The following is a 24,774-nucleotide window of genomic DNA, read 5'->3' on the forward strand; positions in this document are numbered from 1 at the left end:
GATAGAACCTATGAAACAAATCGTTGTTGTTATCGGAGACCGTTTAGGTAAAGGCCAGAAAGTTGCTGCCGGCGTTGAAGCTGCGGGTGGCAAGGCCATTGTTATTCCTGGTGTGGCTGCGGATATGAAGCTGGGCGACATTATGAATGCTGAGCAAGGTGATATCGGTATTTCCTTCTGCGGAAGCGGTGGGGCCGGAGCCATTACTGCTCAAAATAAATACGGCTATAAAGTTCGCCATGGCATGCGCTCAATTGAGGAAGGGGAAACCGCGATTAACGATGGTTGTACCGTACTGGGCTTTGGTTTTATGGATAAAGAAGAGCTGGGTGAGCGTTTAGTTAAGGCATTTAATAAAAAATACGGCAACGCATAATGAAAGAGCATCTTAAAACATCGGTGCGCGTCAGTGGACGGGGCGATACAAAACAAAAAGCGATCGCTGACGCATTGAACTCCGTGCAACGCACGGTATTGAAGGAAAGCAGCAACATCATTCTACGTATTGAACCTCTCGACGTTGAAGTGATTAACGCCACGGTAAAAGTGACGAAAGAAAAGTTTCTGTTTGTCTTTTTTCCACGGGATCGTGAGTTCTACTCGGTTGTTTTAGATGTGGCTTTAGATGTGACCCTGCTGAATGTTCAAGAGATACGTTTCGAGTCGGTGTAATACACCGACCGGGATGTTTTAGAGGAAAGACAAATGGATGCAACTACAACCGTTTCTGTGTTTGAAATCCTGATAAAGTCGTTAATTATCGGGGGGCTGTGCGGTGTTGGTCTTGGTGCCGGTGCTGCGCGTATGTTCCATGCCCCGACGATTCAGGGGATGGGCGCATTTCGTACTTTAGGTGAGCTGAACTCTTGTGAAGGAGATCCGGCTTCTCACTTCTCGTTTGGTTTAGGCTTCTTCTTCAACGCCTGGGCATCATCCGTTGCTGCTGGTGCGTTTACGCAGGACGTCGATCACCGCATTATCCCTAACTGGGGTGCGGCGGCGCTAATGATCAAAAACCGCAATATATCGGAAACTCTGCATAATCCTAAAAAAATGGCGATTGCCTGCGGCATTATTGGTGCTGTGGTGGTGGCTTTCCTGAATACCACTGCTTCCGCGGTTCCTGCTTCATTACAAACTACGGCAACTAACGTACTGGTGCCTGCGGCTAACCTGCTGGTTAACACCGTGATGCCGGTTATTTTCTGGTTAGCGGCCATGGATGCGGGTCGTCGTTCTGGTTTCTGGGCAACCCTGTTTGGTGGCTGTGCACAGTTAATTATGGGTAACGCTATCCCGGGTTTAGTGCTGGGTATCTTGATCGGTAAAGGCGTTGAGGATAACGGCTGGAACAAAGTCACAAAGATCATGATGTTTGCTGTGATCCTGCTGTTTGTGCTGAGTGGATTCTTCCGTGGTTTCGATGTGAAGCTGCTGCAGTCTTTCGCGTTAGATGTACCGAACTGGTTAGAACACGTTCATAACGTAATGACTGGTAAATAATTTCATTGGTAGAGCCTTCATCAATGTTTAGTGAAGTATCACGGCTCTGCTGATAAGCGATTAATCAATGACAGTAAACACAATTACCAGGACTTGATAATGAATACAGAATTAAAAAGCGATTTTTGGTATGCGGAGTGGACCTTTCCCCTCTTCGTTGGCCTGCTATCGGCCGGGGTATTTGCCGGTACGCATATGTATGTAGTGTATGGTTTCGGTGCATTTAACGAAGTGGCATTTGTGGCGATGTTACGCTCCGGTATTGATACCGGTGTGTATGGTGCGGTAGCCGCGTTTGGTGCCAGCTTCCTGTTTGCACGGATTATCGAAGGTTCTCTGGTTGGTATTCTGGATATCGGTGGGGCGATTCAAACCGGTCTCGGTTTAGGCGTACCGGCACTCTTACTTGCCGGTGGTTTTGACTTCTTGGTGATGAACTTCTATGCGGCGTTAGCGACTGGCATGGTGTTAGGTATCGCGGTAGGTGTGATTATTATTCTGGCGCGCATTTTTACCGTTAATCAGGGTAACTCCACCTATGGTGCTGACGTCATGATGGGAGCCGGTAATACTTCCGGTCGTTTTTTGGGGCCGTTGATTATTCTGGCGGCAATGGCGGCTTCTATTCCTATCGGTATTGGTTCATTAATTGGCTCTCTGCTGTTCTACGTGTGGAAAAAACCGGTAGCAGGCGGGGCAATTTTAGGGGCCATGGTTTTGGGTTATTTCTTCCCGATTGCCGCATAAACAGTTGTATTCAGTGTAACAAGTGAGCAGATATCATGAATGATTTAATCATTAAGCAAGCAAAACTGGTTAATGGCGACGTCGTGGACGTGGTGATTAACGAAGGGAAAATCCGTGAAATTGGTCCGTTAGTCGGCGATGGTCTGACGGCAAAAAAGCAGATCGATCTCGACGGAAAGTACTATATCAGTGCTGGCTGGATTGATGCTCACACCCATTGTTACCCGGCATCACCCATTTATTTTGATGAGCCGGATTTAGCCGGCGCGGCCTGCGGCGTTACGACGGTAATCGATGCAGGTAGCGTTGGCGCTGACGATGTTGATCATTTCTATTCGCTGGTGAAGAAGGCGAAAACCAATGTGTATTCATTTTTAAATATTGCACGCATTGGCATTATTGCGCAGAACGAACTGTCAGATATGAGCAAAATTGATGACGCCAGTTTGCAGCAGGCAATAAAACGCCATCCTGATTTTGTGGTGGGCATCAAAGCGCGAATGAGTAAGAGCGTGGTGGGTGAAAATGGTATCGCGCCGCTGATTCGTGCCAAAGAGATGCAAAAAGAGAGTGGCTTACCATTAATGGTGCACATTGGTAATAATCCGCCAAATTTGGACGAAATTGCCGATCTACTCACCAAAGGGGACATCATTACCCACTGTTTTAACGGTAAACCCAATAAGATTTTAGATGTGGACGGTAATTTAAAACCGGCCATTCAACGCGCTTTAGCACGTGGCGTGATTCTGGACGTTGGTCACGGCGGTGAAAGCTTTAGTTTCTCAGTCGCCGAACAGGCGATGAAGATCGGAACCTATCCTGACCTTATCAGCTCGGATATTTATCATCGTAACCGCATTAATGGCCCGGTCTATAGTTTGGCTGCGGTCATGACCAAGTTTTTATGTATGGGATTCTCACCAAAACAGATTCTCGACTGCGTGACGGTGAAAGCAGCCGATTTATTGCACCTTAAAGGTAAGGGGCATTTGGACGTCGGCTACGATGGCGATGTGACTATTTTCGATATTAAAGATGAAAAAATCGAACTGTCCGATGCAGAAGGTCAAGTAAGAATCGGTACGCAAAAATTCGTTCCTATCGCAGCCATCGTTGCGGGGGAAAGTCTTATAACTAAAGAAGGTGAGTCAGACTATGCCATCGATTTATGAAAAATATAATTTAAGAAAAGTGATTAACGCCTCAGGACGTATGACCATACTCGGCGTCTCAACGCCTAAGCCAGAAGTGGCGGATGAAGTTCTTTTTGGTCTTAATCATTATTTTGAAATCAAAGATCTGGTGAATAAAACTGGTGCTTATATCGCCAAATTATTAGGCGTAGAGAATGCCGTGGTGGTTTCTTGTGCCTCGGCGGGGATTGCCCAATCAGTAGCGGCCGTTATCGTTAAAGATGACCAAGATCTGTTATTGAATCTCCACAGTTCGGATAAAGCTGTACCGCGTGAAATTGTGATGCCGAAAGGGCATAACGTTAACTTTGGCGCCCCGGTTGACACCATGGTGTCGCTGGGGGGCGGTAAAGTGGTTGAGGCCGGCTTTGCTAATGAATGTAGTGCCGAGCAATTAGCGGCGAAAGTTACGCCGCAAACGGCGGCCATTCTGTATATCAAGTCTCACCATACGGTACAGAAAAGTATGCTGACGGTGGCTGAAGCTGCCGCAGTTGCCAGAAAATATGCTTTACCACTGATTGTTGATGCGGCGGCAGAAGAAGAGCTGACGGCTTATTATCAGATGGGCGCCGATCTGGTTATCTATAGCGGCGCTAAAGCCATTGAAGGGCCAACCAGCGGTCTGGTTATCGGTAAAAATCAGTATGTTGAATGGGTGAAGTTGCAGAGTAATGGCATTGGTCGAGCCATGAAGGTGGGCAAAGAAGGCATCCTCGGTTTGACATTGGCCATCGAACTTTATCTGACCACTAAAAAAGAAACCGGTCAGGAAATGGTGGAGAAAATGACACCGTTTATTAACGATCTGAATGCTATTCCCGGTATTACTGCCAAAGTGGTGTGGGATGCTGCCGGGCGCGATATTGCCCGCACCGAAATCTCGTTTGATGAAAAGGCCATTGGCAAAAATACTTTCGACATTATGAAACAGCTTAAGCTGGGGGAGACGGCGATTTATTTCCGCGAATACAAAGCGAATGAAGGCAAAGTAGAAGCTGATGTCCGTAGCGTTACTGCACCTCAGCTTGATGTTATCTCTTCTTCTATTCGTCAATTAGTTACCGGAGTATAAATTATGAAATTAAGTCCTAATTATTATAAAGATCGCGTTTGTCTTAACGTATTAGCGGGCTCAAGAGAAAATGCCCGTGATATCTATGCGGCTGCTGAAAAACATGTGGTGGTGGGGGTGCTATCCAAAAACTACCCTGATTTAGCCAGCGCGATTGAAGATATGACTCAATATGCCAACGATATCGAAAATGCGCTTTCTGTTGGTTTGGGCGCAGGGGATCCAAACCAGTCAGAAATGGTTTCCCAAATTTCTAAAGTGGTTCAGCCACAGCATGTGAATCAGGTATTTACCGGGGCGCCGATCAGCCGTGCGCTATTAGGGCAGAATGAAACCATCGTTAATGCGTTGGTTTCGCCAACCGGTAAAGTGGGTCTGGTTAAAATATCCACCGGTCCGCTAAGCTCCACCTTCCCGGACGCTATCGTTCCGGTTGAAACCGCGATTGCCATGTTAAAGGATATGGGCGCCAGCTCAATTAAATTCTTCAATATGAATGGATTAGCCCATAAAGAAGAGTTTGCTTATGTGGCGAAAGCCTGTGCAGAACATGATTTTTATCTGGAACCTACTGGCGGTATTGATTTAGACAATTTTGAAGAAATTCTCAAAATTGCGCTGGATGCCGGTGTAGAAAAAGTGATTCCGCATATCTATAGCTCAATTATTGATTCAAAAACCGGCAATACTCGTCCCGAAGATGTGAAAACGCTTTTAGCCATGGTTAAAAAATTAGTGGGTTAATGAACTCGAGCTTTCATGCTATCTATTGGAAGCTTTATCACTAAACGGCAGGTTGATGACAGGTGTTTTAGCCTGCCGAGTGTTGATGGTCTTCCGGCTTAACGCGTAACGATGAGTGCATTACGGTTACTGCCGGAATATCAATAGTCATTAATTTGAAAGGTTTATTAGTCGTCTCCTGCTTTTTTGTCAAAAGACTTCTATCTTTAATTATTCCTACTGGTTTATTGCCGACTGGCTTTTCATTTTTCTAATTGGGTTAAGGGTATATTTGTGGCGCTGTTTCCTTATCAACGTCTTGCTTATTTATTTAATGCCATTCAGTCCGAAACACTGCCGCAGGAAGAGCTGGCTAAACGTTTCGATGTATCAACTCGGACTATTCGTACCGATGTAACGGCACTAAATGATGTCTTAATCAGCTATGGCGCAAATATCGTGTATGACAGAGGGTTAGGGTATCGTCTGAAGATCACGGACTCCCAAAGCTTTGCCACCTTGCCGATGCAGAAATACCAAAGTAAAAGTATCCCACGTACCGCAAAAGAGCGAGTGGATGCGTTGTTGTTGAAGTTTTTAATGGCATCACTTCCCATCAAACTGGATGATATTGCCGAAGAGTGGTTTGTCAGTCGTGGTACGTTACAGCACGATATGACGGCCGTCCGAGAACAACTGACCAAATATCAGCTCACATTAGACACCATTCCTCGACAAGGGATTAAGCTGTCTGGGGTTGAACAGGCGATTAGAGCCTGTATTACCGATGTGCTGTGGCAGCAGTTTTCTACAGAACCAGAGCGTTCCCTGAACAGCTTTAAACAGGATATTTTAACCAATATTGATCTCACCTATATTGGAAAAATTCTGCAAAACAGCGTTAACCGCTTTGATATTCGTCTGACCAATGAAGGTCGCCAGTATCTGATTTTTAATGGAGCGGTGTCTATTCTACGTATTACCCGCGGTCACGAAATTGTTAATTTTGATGTAGAAGATATTGATAGCGTGATTAAAAGTGCTGCTAGTGAGATTTCTAAAGGCTTTGTGTACTTTCTTGGCAGTGAGATTTCATCGGTGGAAGAGGAGTATTTGGGGGTTCAAATCTCAGCCCAACGAATACCTTATAATCAAGGTTCGGTGGTGGCTGAAAGTAATAGCGACGAACTGGTTGATTATATTCTCAGCTATATTAATGATTCCTATAATTATGATTTACGCGGTGACGTGAAGTTAAAGACTGACTTATCTACGCATTTAGCCGCTATGTTGACCCGCGTTCGCTACCAGATCAATACCAAGAATCCTCTGTTATCGGATATTAAACAATATTATCCATTTGCCTATGACGTGACGCTTAGTGCCATGGCCAACGTAGAAGATAAACTGCCTTACACTATTAGCGAAGATGAGCTGGGGTATTTAGCGGTACATATCGGCGTTGGCCTGGAGCGTAATTATAATGTGGGCTACACCCGTCATCCGCATGTGCTGGTAGTAACCGACTCCGGTAACTCCACGATTCGTATGATCGAAGCTAAAATTGTGCGCGAGTTTCCACAGCTTAAACTGCATCGGGTGATTGCACTGCATGAGTATGAAGAGCTGGATTCGGTGGAAGAAGACTTTGTGATTACCACCGTTCGGCTAACAGAGAAAAATAAGCCAATCGTTAAAATCGCACCGTTCCCGACGCCTTATCAGTTAGAGCAGGTGGGGCGTTTAGCGATGGTGGACAGAACTAAGCCTTATATTCTTGAGCGTTTCTTTGATGAACGGCATTTTATGATCGTCAAAGGTAAAATGACGCAAGAAACCTTGTTTAAGCGAGTATGTAAAAAATTAGAAGCCGATGGTTATATTACTAAGGACTTCTACCCGTCATTGGTGGAGCGAGAATCTATCGTTTCAACGTTGTTAGGAGAGGGGATTGCTCTACCTCACTCACTGGGACTATTGGCGAATAAAACCGTCGTTGTGACCATATTGGCACCAAACGGTATTGAGTGGAATAAAGAGAAGAAAGAGACGGCAAACGTTATTTTCCTGTTGGCTATCAGTAAAGCGGAGTATGAAGAAGCGATGGCAATCTATGATTTGTTTGTCACCTTTGTACGAGAAAAAGCCACTAAACGTTTATTGAATAGTAAGAGTTTTAATGACTTTCAGGTGATAGCCAAAGATAGTCTTGGTCGTAGCGCATAAGATAATGAAGGGAAAGCTAAGCGGTGTCACAACCTTAGCCCCTTTTATTAGCTTAACCACAGGTTATGATTTGGCTAATTAGCTAAATAACGTGCAACACCATGAATGAAATTCAATCTTTGTCTGTTTTATTCAATTAAAAATAAACCATGTTAATAGCATGGTTTATTTTTTTATTTTTAATTTATTATTTCTTGATATAGCTTTAGCCGCGTTGAATAAAAAACATTAACATGATCGTGTGTTTATTAATCACTCTGTGCTTTTTTTATTCGGCCTCAATAACAGGTGTTATTAAATTGTTGCTGGGTGTGGGTCGTGACTCGATAAGGGGAAGCAATTTTTTAATATTAGATTACATGTAGTTAATTCTATTTTTTGCGGCATCCATTATTCATAATGGGATAGATTAGTTTACATTTTATATACACTAACTCTTTTTGCTTACTGAGTATGTTGTTTTTTTGATATCCATCAACGATATCAATGGGGCAGTTGCCTATAGTGCAGTGGTGCAAAAATATAATTTTAAGATTATAGTTTCTTAGTGTGGAAACCTGAATAATTATAGGTTGATGATATAGGTAATATTGTGTGGAAGCAGTCTATGGATTGCCATTTTAATTAGCAAACAGTGAGTATAATATGCTTCAAATAATTGCTCTGGTGGTTGTTGCAATCACTATTTTTTTACTGATAAAACAATATGAAACGCGGATGGTGTTAATTGGCTCAGGTTTGATTATGTGCCTGTTAGCGCTGAGTCCAATGGCCGGTCTGGATGCTTTTAGCGAGCGAATGACTTCCGGCAGCCTTATTCAGGCGATTTGTGCCAGTATGGGTTTTGCTTATGTGATGAAGTATACCCAGTGTGATATGCATCTGGTGCGTACGTTGGCTGGCATGATGAACCGTCTGGGTTTCTTCCTGATCCCCGCGACGGTTATTGTTACTTATATCATTAATACCGCAATTCCTTCTGCTGCTGGCTGTGCTGCGGCAGTAGGCGCGACATTAATCCCATTGTTGATTGGTGCGCGTATTCACCCGGCTATCGCTGCGGCAGCGGTATTGAGTGGAACCATTGGTTCCTTCTTAAGCCCGGGCATGTCCCATAATGCTTTCGTTTCTAACCTGTTTAATGAAGTCATGCAAAATACGGCCGATTTTAAAGAAATGTCGGTTATGGACTTAATTGGACTGCATGCTCCGTACAGCGTTGCCGTTGGTCTAATCGGTGCGGTATCCCTGTCTGTTGTGGCTTTGGTTCGTAAAGAATATCGGATTACGCCAAGTGAAGATGCAGTGGTTGCTCAGGGTAGCGAAGAAAAAGAACAGGTTAAAGCTAACTATCTGTACGCTACCGCGCCATTTATTCCTTTAATTCTACTGCTGATTGCTGGCCTGACTGATTGGTTTGGTGCAGTTAAAATGAGCGTACCGGCCGCCATGGTTATCGGTGCTATCTATGCACTGTTGATTACTCGTTGTAACCCAACCACCATGACGAAGCAGTTCTTCAACGGTATGGGTAATGCCTACGGTGATGTTCTGGGTATCATCATTGCTGCTGCGGTGTTTGCCGCAGGTTTGAAAACGTCTGGATTAATCGACAGCTTTATTTACTTCCTGACTCATAATCCGGAGCTGGCTCGTTGGGGCGGTACTATCGGTCCATTCTTAATGGGTATTATTACCGGTTCTGGTGATGCTGCGGCATTAGCCTTTAACGAAACGGTGACGCGTAGCGCTGCTGCTTTAGGCTACACCATTCCTGATATGGGTATGGCTGCGGCGATTTCTGGTGCTTTAGGTCGTACCATGTCACCGATTGCCGGTGTAACGATTGTTTGTGCTGGCTTAGCCGCTGCCAACCCGGTAGAGGTTATTAAGCGTACCGCACCCGGTATGATTATCGGTGTCATTTTTATCGCCCTGTTTATGTTATAAGAACTAAAATAAGGAAAGTGTAATGTCGACTATTGATTTAAACCAATTAGTAACATGGCGTCGTGAACTTCACCGTTTTCCAGAAATCGGCTGGTCCGAATTTACGACAACGGCGCGTTTAATCACTGAACTACGTAATATGGGCCTTGAGGTTATCGCTGGACCAAAAGTGATTAATCGTGAATTTGTTCGTGGTCGCAAAGCTGACGTTGTGGAGCGTGGGCTGGCACTGGCGAGAGAAAGAGGCGTTGATGAAGCGCTGTTGGCTGAGATGGATGAACTAACCGGCTGTATGGCAACTTATGACACCGGTAAACCAGGTCCAACTATCGCTTTGCGTTTTGACATTGACTGCGTGAACGTACAGGAATGTGCGATCGGTGAGCATGTGCCTAACAATGAAGGTTTTGCCTCTAAAAGTGCGGGTTTAATGCATGCCTGCGGTCACGATGGACATATGTCTATTGGTTTAGGTATTGCAAAATGGTTAGTAGAAAACGGTAGTTCACTGAGCGGAAAAGTGAAGTTGCTTTTCCAACCGGCTGAAGAGGGCGTTCGTGGCGCAAGACCGATGGCAGAAAGCGGCATTGTTGATGATGCTGATTACTTCTTAGGTATGCACCTTGGCTTTATTGCTAAAACCGGTGAAATTGTGGTTAATCCTAACAGTTTCCTGTGTACCACCAAATATGACTTCCGTTTCTACGGTGCGCCAGCTCACGCCGGCGCTGAACCACATTTAGGTCGTAATGCGCTGGCGGGTGCCTGCCATGCTGCGACACAAATGCTGGGTATTTCCCGTCATGGTAAAGGTATGTCCCGTATTAACGTTGGCGTTATCCGTGCGGGTGAAGGTCGTAACGTGGTACCTGCTTATGGTGAACTGCAGGTTGAAGTTCGCGGTGAAGATGAGACTATCAATAGCTTTATGGCTGAACAGGTTGAGCGTATGGCTGCGGGTGCCGCACATAGCTTTGACTTGCGCCTGGAAAGTGAAGTGATGGGTGAAGCGGTTGATTTGCAAAACGACAAAGAGCTGATCGATCTGTTGACTCAGGTTGTGGGTCAGTATCCAGAGCTAACTGCAGTACCTGAGCGAGTGTTCGGCGGTAGTGAAGATGCAACCATTCTGGCTAAGCGTGTTCAGCGCCACGGCGGAAAATCACTGTACTTTATCGTCGGTGCGGATCTGAAAGCGGGTCACCATCAGGCAGAGTTTGATTTTGATGAAAAGCAGCTGGCAACGGCGGCTAATCTATTCATCGGATGTCTGCAAAAGCTAATGACTAAATAATTAGTTTATTGCGTTAAAAAGCCGCCTTTTTAGGCGGCTTTTTTATGATATGGCGATCATAACCGATTATTGGGCTGGGCCAGCGACTCTTCCCGGCTGTGCATCAAAACTGACGCCTGATTCGTGGCGACTATCATTACCCATCACATAGAGATAGGTCGGCATGATATCCGCAGGGGTTTTTAGCAGTGCTGAATTCTCATCGGGAAAGGCCGAAGCCCTCATTGAGGTACGAGTACCGCCAGGATTAATACAGTTAATCCTCAGGTGGCTTCCTTGATATTCATCCGCCAGTACCTGCATTAGACCCTCGGTCGCGAATTTAGACACCGAATAGGCTCCCCAACCACGACGTCCCTTACGTCCCACGCTTGAACTACTAAAAATCAAAGAGGGGTAAGAGGCTTTAAGCAACAGCGGTAATAGCGCCTGCGTCAGCATAAACCCAGCATTAACGTTAACCTGCATTACCTGTTGCCACTGAATGGGGTTTTGTTCTGCAATCGGGGTAATTTCTCCAAGAAGGCCGGCGCTGTGAAGCAAACCGTCTAAACGATCGGTTAGATGAGCAATTTTCTCAGCCAGCGTTTGATACTCTTCTGGGGTCGCCGTTAGTAAATCAAAAGCAAACAGCGTGGCCGGTTGACCTCCCTGTTGACTAATTTCTTGTGCAACTTGCTTAAGCTTGCTTTCACTTCGACCGAGCAGGATGAGCTGCGCACCGTGGCGTGCATAGGTGAGTGCGGCTTCTTTACCGATTCCATCACTGGCGCCAGTGACCATAATTATCTTCTGGTTAAGTAAATCGCGCGGTGCCTGGTAGTGCATAATCTCTCCTTACGGTATATTTGTCCGGTTAACGGACTGCGTTGCTGTATAACGGAATGATAAATGATAGCGCCTAAATTGAATTCTGCGCCAGTAGTCTCAATATAAAGTTCTATACTTCATCCATTGTTGTTTAGGCAACGTTCGCTTATTGCCAGCTTAATTTATAGGAAAATACTTGTGGAGTGGATTTATCAGTACGGCCTGTTTTTGGCAAAAATTGCCACCTTTGCTATCGCTATTGCTGCTATCGCACTATTGATTATCAGCGCTACTCAGCGTAAATCAGGGCGTCGTGGTGAGCTGACATTAACTGATTTAAGCGAACAATATCGCAATATGCAGGAAGAAATGGCGTTTGCGCGTTTACCTCCGGCAGAACAGAAACTGTGGAATAAAGAGCAGAAGAAAAAGGATAAGGCCGAAGCCAAAAAAGCCAAGTTAGAGGCTAAAAACGGCGAGAAGAAAACTGAAAAGTCCTGCGTATACGTCCTTGGGTTTAAGGGCAGTATCGATGCACATGAGGTTGAAGCATTGCGGGAAGAAGTGACAGCGATTCTGGCAATAGCGAAAGCCGGAGATGAGGTACTGCTGAAGCTGGAAAGCCCTGGTGGTATGGTGCATGGTTATGGATTAGCGGCATCTCAATTAGATCGTTTACGTAAGAAGGGCATTCGCTTGACGGCGGTCGTGGATAAAGTGGCGGCCAGCGGTGGTTATATGATGGCCTGTGTCGCGGATCGCATCGTGGCGGCACCTTTTGCAGTGATTGGTTCTATCGGCGTGGTGGCTCAGCTGCCTAACTTCCATCGTTTACTGAAGAAAAACGATATTGACGTAGAACTGCATACCGCCGGTGAGTTTAAACGTACGCTGACGCTGTTTGGTGAAAATACCGATCAAGGGCGAGAAAAATTCCGTGAAGAGTTGAATAAAACCCATCAGCTATTTAAAGATTTTGTGCGGGAACAGCGTCCATCGTTGGATATTGATCAAGTGGCAACCGGTGAACACTGGTTCGGTATTCAGGCCAAAGAAAAAGGGCTGATTGATGATATCGGCACCAGTGACGATCTGGTCATTGACTATATTCAGCACAGTGATGTGATTAGTGTGTGTTATGCACAGCGTAAACGCTTGGTTGACCGAGTGACTGGCAGCGTTGCGGAAAGTACCGATCGATTGTTATTACGCTGGTGGCAGCGTGGGCAGAAACCGTTGGTTTAAAAATGGATTAAGCGGAATGCTAGTCTGTTAAGTTTAAAGACAGCGACAGTTTCGTCCACTATTGCTACAGAGAATGAATTAACATCGGTGCATGTGGCCGAGCAGAGGGCGTTAGGGCGAACGCTGTATGGATTATAGACATAGGTAACAGGTGTTCGGAGACATGGGTTACACATTATTTCTAATCCAATGGCCTACGTAAGTCAATTTTGGCAATACGCTGGTGAGTAAAATAGATATCTCTTTCATACTCATCAGCGGTTTCTTTTACCAGGACCGGATATCCCCAGAATGCATTGCTGACCAAATATCTCTTACCATAGAGACAGATGTGTCCATTCATTTGAACCTTTCTCACCACCAGCCCTTCATCATATTCTATTGCAGGCAATGTCTCAGGATAAGCACGCTGACTGATTTGATAACGCGAGATTGGTACCTCCAGTGATAAGGCATCGTGAGGCCGTTTGCAGTTATAAATTCGTCGCCAGCTATCAAAAGCCGTCTGGCATTGTCTCATTTCACTAAATGCCCGATTATTTAATACTTCCGCTTTTAAAGAACGATGAAAACGTTCGTCTTTACCTTGTGTCTGAGGATGATGAGGGCGTGAATGGGACACTCGTATTCCAAGATGAATTAACCAGGCACTTAAACGTGTAAAGCGGTAATGTGCTCGGGAAACTCCCCACGGTGCCCCATTATCCATTGTCATAGCAACGGGCAAGCCGTAATGGCGGAATACATCAATCAGAACGGGTTTAACATCGTCATGTGACTCGCCCTGACAACCTCGTAAACACAGTGAAAAACGAGAGTGGTCATCAAGAATAGTCAGTGGAAAGCAGCGCTGATTGCTGACATAGAACCACCCCTTAAAATCCATTTGCCACAAGTCATTGGGGTGAGGATGTTCAAAGCGCTGCCAGTGTTGAGCCTGTAGGGAAGCCTGAGGCTCAATGAGGTGATGACGCTTCAATATAGCGGCAACGGTGGCAACGGCAGGGACGCTTTCTCCTTTATTTTCCAGATATCGTTTGAGCTTTCTGGGTCCCCAGGCGGGATAACGTTGACGTAGCGTTATCAGCTTGAGTTCAACATCATCGGCGGTTTTGGAGGGTGAAGACAAGGGCTTACGTGAACGTTCAGCTAATCCCGGGAGACCTTGTTGCTGGTAACGAGAGAGCCATTTATAAGCCGTCTTCCGACTAATAGAGAATCGCCGTGCCAACTCAGAGATATTCGCCCCGGGTAAAGTGGCCAGAGTAACAAACTCTTCTTTTAAAGACATGATGGTAACCTCATTCCACGGCATATAACTCTCCTTAGTATGGAATAGTGATATGCCGATAATGGAACAACAAAACGTAAAAGCACCAGCGATTACGTTCTAAAAAGTGTTACCTATGTCCCTGAACACCTGTTACCTATGTCCCCAGTCCATACAGAACGCCCTCTGCACACCCGCGCCTTCGCCCCCGAATTCAGGCCGCCTACGGCGACTTCCCTCCGCCTTCGTTCGGGTTAACGCACCGGCGCTGATTCGTTCCCGACGAAGCAGCGCCTCGCCCAGCTTCCATGCTGGACGTGCTCCCTCACTCAGTTGTCGGCTGAATTCCAGCGCTCCATGAAAAGGGCGAAAGAGAGAACTTACCCATGGTACTTTCTTAACCGACTGATATGAGAACTTGCTTCTTCTTTATACTTATTACCCCACACCAAACAACGCTTCTGCGTGTGAGTAACTAATCCTGCAAATAATATTTAGCGGATAGCACATGGGCAAGATGCTTAAACATATTAAATACCGCGGTGGTTTTAGCGGTCGGTAAATCGTTTTCATCGAGAAAGTAATCACCGCGAAAAACCAGAACACTGCCTTTTTGCTCTACGTCAGTGGCTTCCATACCGTGAATATAATCTTCATGGTGACGAATTATCTGATTGGCTTCATCCAATAATGCCTGACGGCCGATCGGGGTTGTTTCATTACACATTTATAGCTCCAATAGAAGAGGACAGATAGATTATTTTAATCATCGGTGCTCAGCAGAGCAATGCGTTAAGTTATCCGTCAGAAAACGATTTTTCCAATAGAAGTGTTGAGTATTGCCGCGATAAAAAATCGTTTGTTGAGCTAATTTTGTTGCGTAGCGCTTTTTATCAGGTAGAGTTATGGGCTTTCGGATGAAGAGTCAGCGTGATTGTTTGTGGGTCTTGACTGACCTCTATTGATTTTAACATCTTGGTTTTTATAGCACATTCAGTTTTACAGGTTGACATCCTGTATTTTGCTACAATATAACAGTCATGCTTCTTTATCAGCGGCTGAATGTCGAATTTCCTTCAAGAAGGACTAATTTAGGTAAACAACATTATGGGTAAAGCGCTCGTTATTGTGGAGTCCCCGGCCAAGGCCAAAACAATCAATAAATATTTAGGAAGTGACTACGTAGTTAAGTCCAGCGTTGGTCATATCCGGGATTTACCAACGAGTGGTTCGGCAACTAAAAGCACTGCTGCCAAAGGCAGTAAAGTTAAAAAAGATGCCAAACAGGCTCTGGTTAACCGTATGGGAATCGATCCCTATCATGACTGGGCCGCTCACTATGAAATTCTTCCCGGCAAAGAGAAAGTTGTCGCGGAACTAAAAGCGTTAGCCGAAAAAGCTGACACTATCTATCTGGCAACCGACCTTGACCGCGAAGGGGAGGCCATTGCATGGCACCTGCGGGAAGTGATTGGTGGTGACGACGACCGTTATCGTCGTGTGGTATTTAATGAAATTACCAAAAATGCCATCCAGGAAGCGTTTAAAGAACCGGGAGAGTTAAACCTCGATCGTGTTAACGCCCAGCAGGCGCGTCGCTTTATGGACCGAGTAGTGGGCTATATGGTTTCCCCTCTGCTTTGGAAAAAAATTGCCCGTGGTTTATCCGCTGGCCGGGTACAGTCTGTGGCTGTGCGTCTGGTGGTGGAGCGCGAGCGTGAAATTAAAGCATTTGTGCCAGTAGAGTATTGGGAACTGCATGCCGATTTAAACTACGGTAGTGATGCTCCATTACAAATGCAGGTTACTCATCGCAACGATAAAGCATTTAAGCCGGTTAATCGTGATGAAACTCATGCGGCTGTTGCTCTGCTGGAAAAAGCGCAGTATCAGGTTTTAGAACGCGAAGATAAACCGACTAGCAGCAAACCCAGCGCACCTTTTATTACCTCAACCCTGCAACAGGCGGCGAGTACTCGTCTGGGCTTTGGGGTAAAGAAAACCATGATGATGGCCCAACGCTTGTATGAAGCGGGTCATATTACCTATATGCGTACTGACTCAACCAACCTGAGTCAAGATGCGTTGAACATGGTACGTGGTTATATCAACGATAATTTTGGTGAAAAATATTTACCATCCCAGCCGAATCAGTACAGCAGTAAAGAAAACTCACAGGAAGCGCACGAAGCGATTCGACCTTCTGATGTGAATGTGCTGTCTGAACAACTGAAGGATATGGAGTCGGATGCTCAGCGTCTTTATCAGCTGATTTGGCGCCAGTTTGTTTCTTGCCAAATGACGCCAGCAAAATATGATTCAACCACGCTAACGGTTAAAGCGGGCGATTTCCTGCTGAAAGCCAAAGGGCGTACGCTGCGTTTTGACGGTTGGACTAAAGTATTACCAGCCTTGCGTAAGAATGATGAAGATAAGACCTTACCGGTTGTGGATGTAGGTAGCCAATTGACCTTAGAACAGCTACTGCCAAGCCAGCATTTTACCAAGCCACCGGCGCGTTTTAGTGAAGCATCGTTGGTTAAAGAGTTGGAAAAACGCGGTATTGGCCGTCCGTCAACTTATGCGTCAATCATTTCGACTATTCAGGATCGAGGCTATGTCCACACTGAGAATCGTCGCTTCTACGCAGAAAAAATGGGTGAAATTGTAACCGACCGTCTGGAAGAGAATTTCCGTGACTTAATGGATTACGACTTTACCGCACGGATGGAAAACGATCTGGATAGCGTGGCAACCAATAAAGCACCGTGGAAAGGGGTATTGAATAATTTCTTTACCCACTTTAGCCAGCAGCTTGAACAGGCAGAGCAAGATCCTGAAGTCGGCGGAATGCGCCCGAATCAGGTGATCCTCACCTCGATTGATTGTCCAACCTGTAACCGTAAGATGGGCATACGTACTGCCAGCACCGGGGTATTCTTAGGGTGTTCAGGTTATGCTTTACCGCCAAAAGAGCGCTGTAAGCAGACTATCAACCTGATTCCTGAATCAGAAGTGCTCAACGTACTGGAAGGGGATGATGCTGAAACTAACGCATTGCGTTCACGTCACCGCTGTAAGAAGTGCGGTACAGCAATGGATAGTTACCTGATTGATAATCAGCGTAAGCTTCACGTTTGTGGTAATAACCCGGAATGTGATGGTTACGAGATTGAAGAGGGTGAATTCCGCATTAAGGGCTACGACGGCCCGGTGATTGAGTGCGAGAAGTGTAGCTTTGAAATGCATCTGAAAGTCGGCCGCTTTGGTAAATACATGGGCTGTACCAATCCAGACTGTAAGAATACCCGTAAAATTTTACGCAATGGTGATATTGCGCCGCCAAAAGAAGATCCTATTCCTTTGCCGGAGTTGCCATGTGAAAAATCAGACGCCTACTTTGTGTTACGCGATGGTGCGGCAGGTCTGTTTTTAGCGGCGAACACTTTCCCTAAATCTCGTGAAACCAGAGCGCCAAGAGTAGAAGAATTGATCCGCTTTAAAGATCGCTTACCGGAAAAACTGCGCTATTTGGCAGAGGCTCCGGCGGCCGATCCTGAAGGCAATAAAACGATTGTTCGCTTTAGCCGTAAAACAAAGCAGCAATATGTGTCCTCTGAAAAAGACGGGAAAGCGACCGGTTGGTCGGCATTTTATATTGATGGCAAGTGGTCTGAAACGAAGAAGTAACGAAAGTGACTGATTAAGTAGATACTGCTTGATATAAAACGCCCTGTATGTAACTTAGCTACAGGGCGTTTTATTTTGTGAGCCTGATATGGGAGCAATAAGAGTGGTGTATCATTTTATTGCCTTGTGACGTTTGATCTCGATTTGATGAGACTCACTTTTAGTCTTTCTGAGCCTTCACCGAATGACAGAATAAAGCATAAGTTTCTTTTTAGAATCGTGATACTTGTTAAGTGGTGGTGTAAAGCATGAAATTACAACAACTTCGCTATATTGTTGAAGTGGTAAATCACAATCTGAATGTCTCTTCTACGGCGGAACGCCTGTATACTTCACAGCCAGGCATCAGTAAACAGGTGCGAATGCTGGAAGATGAGTTAGGCATTCAGATATTTACCCGTAGCGGTAAGCATTTGACGGAAGTGACGCCTGCTGGACAGGAAGTGGTGCGTATCGCACGTGAGGTGCTGTCTAAAGTTGAAGCCATTAAGTCTGTTGCCGGTGAGCATACTTATCCGGATCAGGGCTCACTCTATGTTGCAACCACCCATACCCAGGCGCGTTACGCCTTACCAAAAGCTATCAAAGCCTTTATTGAACGTTATCCTAAGGTATCTTTGCATATGCATCAGGGCTCGCCAACGCAGATTGCAGAGGCGGTATCCAAGGGGAATGCGGATTTTGCCATTGCCACCGAAGCCCTCCATTTATACGACGATTTGATTATGTTGCCTTGTTATCACTGGAATCGGGCAATCGTTGTGAAGTCCGATCATCCATTAGCCAGCAAAAAACATATCAGCATTGAGGAATTAGCTGAATATCAGCTAGTTACCTATACCTTCGGCTTTACCGGCCGTTCGGAGTTGGATATGGCTTTTGGACGGGCAGGGCTGACGCCTAAGATTGTGTTTACCGCCACGGATGCTGATGTGATTAAAACCTACGTGCGCTTGGGGTTAGGCGTAGGTGTATTAGCCAGCATGGCCGTCGACCCACAAGAAGACTCAGATCTGGTGGTTTTAGACGCCAGCCATATCTTTTCCCACAGCACCACCAAGATTGGCTTTCGCCGTACTATTTTCTTACGTAGTTATATGTACAGCTTTATTGAGGGTTTCGCGCCACATTTAACGCGCGATATCGTTGATAAGGCCATAGCACTGAGAGATGCCGACGCTATCGAAGCATTGTTCAAGAATATTGAGCTGCCGGTAAAATAAGATAGGGTTGGTACGTAGGATAGAAGACGTATAGCCCGCGTTAATGGCGGGCTAATGCATAACGGTTATTTGGACAGTAAATGGCCCATCTTGGCGGCTTTAGTATCAAGATATTTTTCGTTTTTCGGGTTACGTCCAACCAGCAGCGGTACTCGTTCAACAATATTGATGCCCGCTTCAGTCAAGATCTCTACTTTCTTCGGATTATTGGTTAACAGACGTACTGCGCTCACATCCAAAAGCTTGAACATATCGGCACAGAGAGTAAAGTCCCGTTCATCAGCAGCAAAGCCCAATTGGTGATTAGCTTCAACGGTATCCGCGCCGAGATCTTGTAGTGCGTAAGCACGAATCTTATTCAGCAAGCCAATATTGCGACCTTCCTGACGGTGATAAAGTAAAATACCACGGCCTTCTTCCGCTATGTGTTGTAATGCGGCTTCCAGCTGAAAACCACAGTCACAACGTAAACTAAATAACGCATCACCAGTCAGACATTCTGAGTGAATACGAGCCAACACTGGCTTATCGTCGCTAATATCGCCAAATATCAAGGCGACATGGTCATGCCCCGTGGCAAGCTCTTCAAACCCCACCATCAGAAAATCGCCCCATGGTGTTGGTAATTTTGCTTCCGCCACTCTTTTTAACTGCATGATACTCTCCAATAACCAATTTTTACGTTGTGTATCTAAAATCAGGTACAAGGACTGCCTGTAATAATCAGGATTATACTGCTTATGACTATGTCAGTCAGTTAAAGCCAATCATTATAATCTAATTGAGGGCGTTTTGTTGCTAAAAAGTTAAGAAAAAATCAGCATTTCAGTCACGGTATTTTTATTCATTTTGCCATTTTTATGGGATTATAGGCGGCCACAAGCAATATTAATCAGAGTTGAGAAGTAATATGTTGTCGAATAGCTTTACCAAGTGGATAGTTTATGGTGCCTTGATTCTACTGACGATGCCGTTAGTGGTGTGGTTTTGTGACTGGTTATGGACGCCAAACGAAGATAATCCTTTGCTCATTGTTCTATTCTGGGCAACGGAAACCGCCAGTTCACCTTGGGGAGCAATAACCAGCGCTATTTTGGCGTTGTGGTTTGTTTGGCGCATGCAGCTACCGGTGAAACGCGGTATTGCTCTGATAGCTATTCTGGCTGTGGCCATCGTTGGTGGCCAAGTGGTGAAATCTATTGTCAAAGAAACCGTTGAAGAACCTCGTCCTTTTGTTTTGTGGCTAGAGGATGAGTATCAGGTTGATGACCAGTTTTTTTATTCATTACCGCGTAAAGAACGGGCTAAAATCGTTGAGCAGCATTTAAAAGGACAGAAGCGGGTACCTGCATGGCTTTCCAAACATTGGGAGCAGGAAACCGGCTATTCATTCCCTTCAGGCCATACGCTATTTACTGCGACTTGGGCGCTGTTAGGGATGGGCATGCTGGTGCCGCGCCGTCGCTATATTAGCGCAGCGGTATTGATGATATGGGCGGTTACCGTGGCGGGAAGCCGATTACTCTTGGGTATGCACTGGCCTGAAGATTTAATCGTTTCTATATTATTAAGTGTAATATGTGCATTTTGGGCCTGCTGGAGTGCAGAGCGCTGGATTTTTTCTTCACCGGAGATTTCGCCGATTTTGTTGAAAAAATGTGAAGAGTAATCAAGAGAATGACCGAGGATAAATTGAATTATGTGGTAGTATTGCTTACTTATATCAGCAATAAACATAATGATATAGAGAAAGACAGATTTTCTATCTGTGAAGATAAATGCTAAGTTAGATAGATGGTTATTGAAGTATTCTTGGTACAATTCATTCGTTTATCTCTATTTTGGATAGCACTGTGAAATATTTACTGATTGGACTCGTCGTCATCGTTATTCTGGTTATTTCCGTAACGCTGGGCGCACATAATGAACAGGTTGTTACCTTTAACTTTTTAATTGCAAAAGGTGACTATGCATTATCAACGCTGCTGGCGGTACTTTTCGGCAGTGGCTTCATTTTTGGTTGGCTGCTGAGTGGGCTGTTTTATATACGTCTGCGCCTGCGTTTAGGCCGTGCAGAACGTCAGATTAAACGCTTACAGCAAACTGAATCTCCATTATCAGAGGTGAACGCTATACCTTCGGTAATGTCGCAGCAATCCACTAAGGAATAATGCTGTATGCTTGAACTGCTGTTTCTGTTACTGCCCGTTGCTGCTGCATACGGTTGGTATATGGGCCGAAGAGGTGTACAGCAGGAGCGTCAACAGGAAGCGAATAAACTTTCCCGTGGTTACGTGGATGGGGTTAACTTCCTGCTGGCTAACCAACAAGATAAAGCCGTCGATCTTTTTGTCGATATGTTGAAAGAAGACGGTGGTGCCTTTGAGGCACATCTAACGTTAGGTAACTTATTCCGTTCTCGCGGTGAAGTTGATCGCGCCATTCGAATTCACCAGTCTTTGGTGGAAAGCGCCTCTCTTTCTTTTGAACAACGCTTGTTAGCAACGCAACAGCTAGGCTGGGATTATATGGCCGCCGGTTTGTACGACCGCGCCGAGCATATGTTTAACCAATTGGTGAATGAAGCCGATTTCCGTATTTCCGCCTTAAAACAGCTGCTGATTATTTATCAGGCGACCAGCGATTGGCAACAGGCCATTGAAGTGGCTGAAAAATTAGTCAAAGCAGGCAAAGACGGTTTCCGTGTAGAAATCGCACATTTTTACTGTGAGTTGGCGCTGCAAGCTATGGGCTCTGATGATTTGGACAAAGCCATGGGCTTGCTGAAAAAGGCCGCAGTAGCAGATAAAAATTGCGCTCGGGTATCCATTATGACCGGCAGAATCTGGATTGCGCTTAGTGATGATGAGAAAGCAATAGAAGCTCTTGAGCGCGTTATTGAGCAGGATAAAGATTTTGTCAGTGAAACCATCCCAATGCTGCATGAGTGCTATCAGCGTTTAGAACGACCAGAACAGTGGATGAACTATTTAAAACGTTGTGTCGCGGAAAACACCGGCTCTGCCGCTGAACTGATGTTAGCCGATATGCTGGAGCGGTTGGAAAGTCGAGACGTCGCCCAAACATATATTAATCGCCAGCTACAATATCACCCGTCAATGAGAGGGTTTTACCGCTTAATGGATTATCAATTAGCCGAGGCTGAAGAAGGTCGAGCGAAAGAGAGTCTGATAGTGCTGAGAGAAATGGTAGGGGAACAGATTCGCACCAAGCCACGCTACCGTTGTGAAAAGTGTGGATTGACGGCGAATTCATTATATTGGCATTGTCCATCTTGTAAGGCGTGGTCAACGGTGAAACCGATCCGTGGCTTAGATGGTCAATAACACGATGACTGCTCGACGATAGACGGGTCGAGCGTGAACATGAAAAATAGTATTACAGGAAAACAGTATGTCGACTTCACCTATCATTGTCGCTTTGGACTATGATAATCAGCGCTCAGCCCTTGAACTGGCCGATAAAATAGCACCTAAAGATTGCCGGTTAAAAATAGGTAAAGAGATGTTCTCTCTTTGCGGTCCGGAGCTGGTACGTGAATTACACCAGCGTGGATTTGATGTTTTTCTGGATTTGAAGTTTCACGATATTCCTAATACCGTGGCTAAAAGCGTGGCGGCGGCGGCGGAATTAGGCGTTTGGATGGTCGATGTTCATGCCAGCGGTGGCGCCCGTATGCTGGAAGCGGCAAAAACTGCGTTATTACCTTATGGGAAAGATGCACCTAAGCTGATTGCCGTAACGGTACTCACCAGTATGGATGAGAGCGATTTGCGCGGTATCGGTATTCAGTCCTCTTTAACCGAGCATGCTGAAAGACTAGCGAGACTGGCTAAAGACAATGGTCTGGATGGTGTGGTATGTTCTGCACATGAAGCTAACCATCTGAAATCGCTGTTTGGTGCCGAATTCCAATTGGTGACACCGGGTATCCGTCCTGTTGGCAGTGAACTGGGCGATCAGCGCCGAGTGATGACACCGCCACAAGCATTAGCAGCAGGTGTTGATTATATGGTGATAGGCCGACCTATCACTCAGTCGGTGAATCCTGCCCAGGCTTTGCAGGATATTTTAGCCAGTCTGAGGTAAGCGCCATGGCGGATAACAATAGTCGTTTAGTATACTCCACGGATGCCGGGCGAATTAAACCGGAAGAGGTTGAAGCAACCCGTCCAAAAGGCGATGGCATTGTCAGAATTCAACGGCAAACCAGTGGACGAAAAGGGAAAGGGGTCTGTATTATTTCGGGCCTTGATCTGGATGACACTGAATTACAGAAGCTGTCTGCAGAACTGAAGAAAAAATGTGGCTGCGGTGGCGCAACGAAAGACGGTATGATTGAAATTCAAGGCGATAAGCGCGATGAATTGAAAGTGCTGCTAGAATGTAAAGGCTTTAAAGTTAAGCTGGCGGGTGGTTAATCTTAACCGCCGCTATTTTTCCGTTATGATGTGATAAATCCATTGTGAGCTATCATATTTTACTGTTGATATTGATAAAATGAATAAAAAAGCGTTTTATACTGAGCTGCAAAGAGATTTGGCCGCATTGATTGAGGGCGAAAGCGATTTAATTGCTTTATTAGCTAATACCAGTGCACTGCTATTTGAACGGCTTGAAAACGTCAACTGGGCGGGATTTTATTTATTGCGTGACGATGTTTTGGTATTAGGCCCATTTCAGGGAAAAATTGCTTGTACACGCATTCCGGTTGGGAGAGGTGTGTGTGGTACTGCCGTAGCGGAAAAGCGTATCCAGCGTATTGATGATGTTCATCAGTTTGATGGGCATATTGCTTGTGATGGTGCGAGTAATGCCGAGATCGTGTTGCCCATTTATTGTGGTAGCACGATTATCGGGGTATTAGATATAGATAGTGTAGTATTTAACCGTTTTGATAGTGAAGATGAACAAGGGCTAAAAGGTATTGCTGAACTGCTTTCCGGGCAGATTAAGCATTATTGAACCGTTGTTTACGATCATTAGTTTAAACTTGAAGTGCGGATAACGTAGCTTTTACTGAAAGCGTGATTATAATGGCGCGTAATCTACGCCTGCGCTTTTGGGTTAGTTCGTTGTAATCAGGAAATTTCATGGAAAATCAACCTAAGTTGAACAGTAGTAAAGAAGTCATCGCCTATTTGGCGGAAAAGTTCCCGCTGTGTTTTACCCTTGAGGGTGAAGCTCGGCCGCTGAAGATCGGTATTTTTCAGGATGTTGTTACACGACTGCCTGAAGAAACCTTATTCAGTAAAACCCAATTAAGGACTGCTTTACGTTTATATACCTCCAGTTGGCGTTATTTGCATGGGTTGAAATCCAATGCGCAGCGTGTTGATCTGGATGGTGCTGATTGTGGCATGCTGGAAGAGCAGCATGTTGAACATGCCCGCAAACAGCTGGAAGAGGCCAAGGCTCGCGTTCAGGCTCAGCGTGCGGCACAACGTAAAGAAGCGGGTGAGAGTGCGCCAAAACGTCGTCCTCGTCCGGCGGCTAAAAAATCGGCTCAGGGTACCAATCCAACTCAGCCATCCTCTCGTACACAGCCTCAGGCTAAAGCCAATGCTAAATCAGCTCCTGTGCGTGCTGAAGCTCAGGCTAAACCGGTGGAGAAATCTCGTCCGGCTTCTGCCGCAGATATTGCTGCGTTGAAAGCAGGGCAGAATGTTCGTGTTCGTGCTGGTCAAAGCGCAATGGATGCAACGGTTCTCGAAATCGCAAAAGATGGTGTGCGGGTACAGCTGGCTTCAGGTTTAGCAATGCTTGTGCGTGCAGAACATCTACAGTTCTAAGTTGGAGGT

24 protein-coding genes are annotated in these 24,774 nt (G+C 45.6%); 20 read left to right on the forward strand and 4 right to left on the reverse strand.

The window, feature by feature from the left end:
* Positions 1-10: 10 nt before the first annotated feature.
* From EL341_RS07355 to EL341_RS07400, 10 genes are all read left to right on the forward strand, one after another.
* Positions 11-376 carry an SFCGS family glycine-rich protein gene (locus EL341_RS07355; protein WP_126467458.1) on the forward strand — a complete coding sequence of 122 codons (366 nt, stop codon included), beginning with the start codon at positions 11-13 and terminating at the stop codon, positions 374-376.
* Positions 376-672, forward strand: a complete 297-nt coding sequence (locus EL341_RS07360; RefSeq protein WP_074821289.1) for a DUF4312 family protein — start codon at positions 376-378, stop codon at positions 670-672. The genes EL341_RS07355 and EL341_RS07360 overlap by 1 nt, the downstream gene beginning before the upstream one ends.
* Before the next feature lie 33 nt (positions 673-705).
* The gene (locus EL341_RS07365; protein WP_126467460.1) at positions 706-1,503 is read left to right on the forward strand and encodes a DUF4311 domain-containing protein; all 798 of its coding nucleotides are present in this window, start codon (positions 706-708) and stop codon (positions 1,501-1,503) included.
* A gap of 99 nt (positions 1,504-1,602) precedes the next feature.
* A complete protein-coding gene (locus EL341_RS07370; protein WP_047780802.1) occupies positions 1,603-2,250 on the forward strand; it encodes a DUF4310 family protein in 648 nt (215 codons plus the stop codon).
* Between the two features lie 35 nt (positions 2,251-2,285).
* Entirely contained in the window at positions 2,286-3,425 is a 1,140-nt protein-coding gene (locus EL341_RS07375) for an amidohydrolase/deacetylase family metallohydrolase (protein WP_074821292.1), read from the forward strand.
* Positions 3,409-4,521 carry a DgaE family pyridoxal phosphate-dependent ammonia lyase gene (locus EL341_RS07380; RefSeq protein WP_126467462.1) on the forward strand — a complete coding sequence of 371 codons (1,113 nt, stop codon included), beginning with the start codon at positions 3,409-3,411 and terminating at the stop codon, positions 4,519-4,521. Before EL341_RS07375 ends, EL341_RS07380 begins: the two co-directional genes overlap by 17 nt.
* A 3-nt stretch (positions 4,522-4,524) precedes the next feature.
* Entirely contained in the window at positions 4,525-5,265 is a 741-nt protein-coding gene (dagF, locus tag EL341_RS07385) for a 2-dehydro-3-deoxy-phosphogluconate aldolase (protein ID WP_047780805.1), read from the forward strand.
* Positions 5,266-5,538: 273 nt separating this feature from the next.
* The gene (locus EL341_RS07390) at positions 5,539-7,470 is read left to right on the forward strand and encodes a BglG family transcription antiterminator (RefSeq protein ID WP_126467464.1); all 1,932 of its coding nucleotides are present in this window, start codon (positions 5,539-5,541) and stop codon (positions 7,468-7,470) included.
* Between the two features lie 645 nt (positions 7,471-8,115).
* The gene (gene dcuC / locus EL341_RS07395) at positions 8,116-9,420 is read left to right on the forward strand and encodes a C4-dicarboxylate transporter DcuC (protein WP_047780807.1); all 1,305 of its coding nucleotides are present in this window, start codon (positions 8,116-8,118) and stop codon (positions 9,418-9,420) included.
* Between the two features lie 22 nt (positions 9,421-9,442).
* Positions 9,443-10,714 (forward strand): amidohydrolase, encoded by a 1,272-nt coding sequence (locus EL341_RS07400; protein WP_074821299.1) that lies wholly within the window; start codon positions 9,443-9,445, stop codon positions 10,712-10,714.
* A 66-nt stretch (positions 10,715-10,780) separates the two neighbouring features.
* Here the strand turns inward: EL341_RS07400 and EL341_RS07405 are convergent, their stop codons facing one another.
* Positions 10,781-11,542: a YciK family oxidoreductase gene (locus tag EL341_RS07405; RefSeq protein WP_126467466.1), complete on the reverse strand. Its 762-nt coding sequence runs from the start codon at positions 11,540-11,542 to the stop codon at positions 10,781-10,783.
* Between the two features lie 180 nt (positions 11,543-11,722).
* Between EL341_RS07405 and sohB the strand changes: the two genes are divergently transcribed.
* Complete coding sequence (gene sohB / locus EL341_RS07410; protein ID WP_074821302.1) at positions 11,723-12,769, forward strand: protease SohB; 1,047 nt, start codon at positions 11,723-11,725, stop codon at positions 12,767-12,769.
* Positions 12,770-12,950: 181 nt separating this feature from the next.
* On the opposite strand, the gene EL341_RS07415 is transcribed toward sohB, so the two are convergent.
* The gene (locus tag EL341_RS07415; protein WP_126466704.1) at positions 12,951-14,084 is read right to left on the reverse strand and encodes an IS481 family transposase; all 1,134 of its coding nucleotides are present in this window, start codon (positions 14,082-14,084) and stop codon (positions 12,951-12,953) included.
* Positions 14,085-14,514: 430 nt separating this feature from the next.
* On the reverse strand, positions 14,515-14,766 hold the full coding sequence (locus EL341_RS07420) for a YciN family protein (RefSeq protein WP_126467468.1): 252 nt from the start codon (positions 14,764-14,766) through the stop codon (positions 14,515-14,517).
* A gap of 380 nt (positions 14,767-15,146) precedes the next feature.
* Between EL341_RS07420 and topA the strand changes: the two genes are divergently transcribed.
* Both topA and cysB read left to right on the forward strand, forming a co-directional pair.
* Positions 15,147-17,729, forward strand: a complete 2,583-nt coding sequence (topA, locus tag EL341_RS07425; RefSeq protein WP_074821306.1) for a type I DNA topoisomerase — start codon at positions 15,147-15,149, stop codon at positions 17,727-17,729.
* Positions 17,730-17,977: 248 nt separating this feature from the next.
* Positions 17,978-18,952, forward strand: coding sequence for an HTH-type transcriptional regulator CysB (gene cysB, locus EL341_RS07430; protein WP_047780813.1), 975 nt, complete (start codon positions 17,978-17,980; stop codon positions 18,950-18,952).
* A gap of 65 nt (positions 18,953-19,017) precedes the next feature.
* On the opposite strand, the gene ribA is transcribed toward cysB, so the two are convergent.
* Positions 19,018-19,608, reverse strand: a complete 591-nt coding sequence (gene ribA / locus EL341_RS07435; protein WP_047780814.1) for a GTP cyclohydrolase II — start codon at positions 19,606-19,608, stop codon at positions 19,018-19,020.
* A gap of 254 nt (positions 19,609-19,862) precedes the next feature.
* On the opposite strand from ribA, the gene pgpB reads away from it, so the two are divergent.
* From pgpB to proQ, 7 genes are all read left to right on the forward strand, one after another.
* On the forward strand, positions 19,863-20,621 hold the full coding sequence (gene pgpB, locus EL341_RS07440) for a phosphatidylglycerophosphatase B (RefSeq protein WP_047780815.1): 759 nt from the start codon (positions 19,863-19,865) through the stop codon (positions 20,619-20,621).
* 184 nt (positions 20,622-20,805) lie between these two features.
* On the forward strand, positions 20,806-21,123 hold the full coding sequence (locus EL341_RS07445; protein WP_074821309.1) for a LapA family protein: 318 nt from the start codon (positions 20,806-20,808) through the stop codon (positions 21,121-21,123).
* A 6-nt stretch (positions 21,124-21,129) separates the two neighbouring features.
* On the forward strand, positions 21,130-22,299 hold the full coding sequence (gene lapB, locus EL341_RS07450) for a lipopolysaccharide assembly protein LapB (RefSeq protein ID WP_047780817.1): 1,170 nt from the start codon (positions 21,130-21,132) through the stop codon (positions 22,297-22,299).
* 67 nt (positions 22,300-22,366) lie between these two features.
* On the forward strand, positions 22,367-23,062 hold the full coding sequence (gene pyrF, locus EL341_RS07455) for an orotidine-5'-phosphate decarboxylase (protein ID WP_047780818.1): 696 nt from the start codon (positions 22,367-22,369) through the stop codon (positions 23,060-23,062).
* Positions 23,063-23,067: 5 nt separating this feature from the next.
* Positions 23,068-23,394, forward strand: a complete 327-nt coding sequence (gene yciH, locus EL341_RS07460) for a stress response translation initiation inhibitor YciH (protein WP_047780819.1) — start codon at positions 23,068-23,070, stop codon at positions 23,392-23,394.
* 79 nt (positions 23,395-23,473) lie between these two features.
* Positions 23,474-23,938, forward strand: coding sequence for a GAF domain-containing protein (locus tag EL341_RS07465; RefSeq protein WP_047780820.1), 465 nt, complete (start codon positions 23,474-23,476; stop codon positions 23,936-23,938).
* A gap of 128 nt (positions 23,939-24,066) precedes the next feature.
* On the forward strand, positions 24,067-24,765 hold the full coding sequence (gene proQ, locus EL341_RS07470; RefSeq protein WP_047780821.1) for an RNA chaperone ProQ: 699 nt from the start codon (positions 24,067-24,069) through the stop codon (positions 24,763-24,765).
* Positions 24,766-24,774 lie beyond the last annotated feature (9 nt).

It is taken from the genome of Pragia fontium, from assembly GCF_900638655.1.
Lineage (GTDB): Bacteria > Pseudomonadota > Gammaproteobacteria > Enterobacterales > Enterobacteriaceae > Pragia > Pragia fontium.

Excerpts from the sequence above, each read along its gene's own strand:
- EL341_RS07355 (WP_126467458.1), top strand. The coding sequence starts at position 11 with ATGAAACAAATCGTTGTTGTTATCGGAGACCGTTTAGGTAAAGGCCAG.
- EL341_RS07360 (WP_074821289.1), top strand. The coding sequence starts at position 376 with ATGAAAGAGCATCTTAAAACATCGGTGCGCGTCAGTGGACGGGGCGAT.
- EL341_RS07365 (WP_126467460.1), top strand. The coding sequence starts at position 706 with ATGGATGCAACTACAACCGTTTCTGTGTTTGAAATCCTGATAAAGTCG.
- EL341_RS07370 (WP_047780802.1), top strand. The coding sequence starts at position 1,603 with ATGAATACAGAATTAAAAAGCGATTTTTGGTATGCGGAGTGGACCTTT.
- EL341_RS07375 (WP_074821292.1), top strand. The coding sequence starts at position 2,286 with ATGAATGATTTAATCATTAAGCAAGCAAAACTGGTTAATGGCGACGTC.
- EL341_RS07380 (WP_126467462.1), top strand. The coding sequence starts at position 3,409 with ATGCCATCGATTTATGAAAAATATAATTTAAGAAAAGTGATTAACGCC.
- dagF (WP_047780805.1), top strand. The coding sequence starts at position 4,525 with ATGAAATTAAGTCCTAATTATTATAAAGATCGCGTTTGTCTTAACGTA.
- dcuC (WP_047780807.1), top strand. The coding sequence starts at position 8,116 with ATGCTTCAAATAATTGCTCTGGTGGTTGTTGCAATCACTATTTTTTTA.
- EL341_RS07400 (WP_074821299.1), top strand. The coding sequence starts at position 9,443 with ATGTCGACTATTGATTTAAACCAATTAGTAACATGGCGTCGTGAACTT.
- EL341_RS07405 (WP_126467466.1), bottom strand. The coding sequence starts at position 11,542 with ATGCACTACCAGGCACCGCGCGATTTACTTAACCAGAAGATAATTATG.
- EL341_RS07415 (WP_126466704.1), bottom strand. The coding sequence starts at position 14,084 with ATGCCGTGGAATGAGGTTACCATCATGTCTTTAAAAGAAGAGTTTGTT.
- EL341_RS07420 (WP_126467468.1), bottom strand. The coding sequence starts at position 14,766 with ATGTGTAATGAAACAACCCCGATCGGCCGTCAGGCATTATTGGATGAA.
- topA (WP_074821306.1), top strand. The coding sequence starts at position 15,147 with ATGGGTAAAGCGCTCGTTATTGTGGAGTCCCCGGCCAAGGCCAAAACA.
- cysB (WP_047780813.1), top strand. The coding sequence starts at position 17,978 with ATGAAATTACAACAACTTCGCTATATTGTTGAAGTGGTAAATCACAAT.
- ribA (WP_047780814.1), bottom strand. The coding sequence starts at position 19,608 with ATGCAGTTAAAAAGAGTGGCGGAAGCAAAATTACCAACACCATGGGGC.
- pgpB (WP_047780815.1), top strand. The coding sequence starts at position 19,863 with ATGTTGTCGAATAGCTTTACCAAGTGGATAGTTTATGGTGCCTTGATT.
- lapB (WP_047780817.1), top strand. The coding sequence starts at position 21,130 with ATGCTTGAACTGCTGTTTCTGTTACTGCCCGTTGCTGCTGCATACGGT.
- pyrF (WP_047780818.1), top strand. The coding sequence starts at position 22,367 with ATGTCGACTTCACCTATCATTGTCGCTTTGGACTATGATAATCAGCGC.
- yciH (WP_047780819.1), top strand. The coding sequence starts at position 23,068 with ATGGCGGATAACAATAGTCGTTTAGTATACTCCACGGATGCCGGGCGA.
- EL341_RS07465 (WP_047780820.1), top strand. The coding sequence starts at position 23,474 with ATGAATAAAAAAGCGTTTTATACTGAGCTGCAAAGAGATTTGGCCGCA.
- proQ (WP_047780821.1), top strand. The coding sequence starts at position 24,067 with ATGGAAAATCAACCTAAGTTGAACAGTAGTAAAGAAGTCATCGCCTAT.